Origin of the sequence: Psychrobacter sp. AOP5-GZ1-6 (assembly GCF_052376345.1) — a bacterium.
Taxonomy (GTDB): Bacteria; Pseudomonadota; Gammaproteobacteria; order Pseudomonadales; family Moraxellaceae; genus Psychrobacter.
The window spans coordinates 1-640 of sequence record NZ_JBQSVP010000325.1; the positions used below are offsets into that span (position 1 = coordinate 1).

1 protein-coding gene is annotated in these 640 nt (G+C 32.7%); it reads left to right on the top strand.

Annotated features, from left to right (window positions below; genetic code table 11):
• Positions 1-640 (top strand): hypothetical protein (locus ACT3RN_RS16035; protein WP_444518857.1); only part of this gene is annotated, 640 nt, incomplete at both ends.

Below are 640 nucleotides of genomic sequence, written 5' to 3' on the forward strand. Positions count from 1 at the left end.
AACCCAGACCAAACACCTACTGTCTCACTGAGTAGTAAGCTAGCTGATCTAATAAAAGAGAAGTCCTGGGCGATTATTGGTAGTTTGTTGAGTAGCTCGATAATCGCCTACCTTTCTTCACGCTTTTTTATTAAGTTTTACTTAGTAGAAATTGGCTACCCGTCACTAACCTATAATGCATTGCTAGATAATAGTACTGTGTCAGCATTGACGTTCGGAATTTTTACAGTATTAGTCGGCTTCCTATTTGCTTTCTGCATTGCACCAGCAATTTTGAGATGGTTATATATTGAGCAGCTAGATCTATATGAAGAATTACATCAAAAATACAAGAATCCCATAAGTACTTTTCTGTTTATCTGCTTATCGTTACCACTCCTTATACTAGTACCAGAAAAAAACATTCCCCTAATTGAAAAAAAATATTTCATATACCTAATTTTCACATCATCTTTTTTATTTGTTTTCTTCCTGTTTAAAACATGGAAAACAACTAATGTTGAGCAAAAGTTTAAACTATTATTTCATGGATTTTTATTCGGAGGAGTTTCTTTTCTCGCTTTTCTTCCATTTCTAATACTTATTAATGCATTAAATTATTCTAATATTTCAAATTTCTTTGCATACTTCGTCATCACGG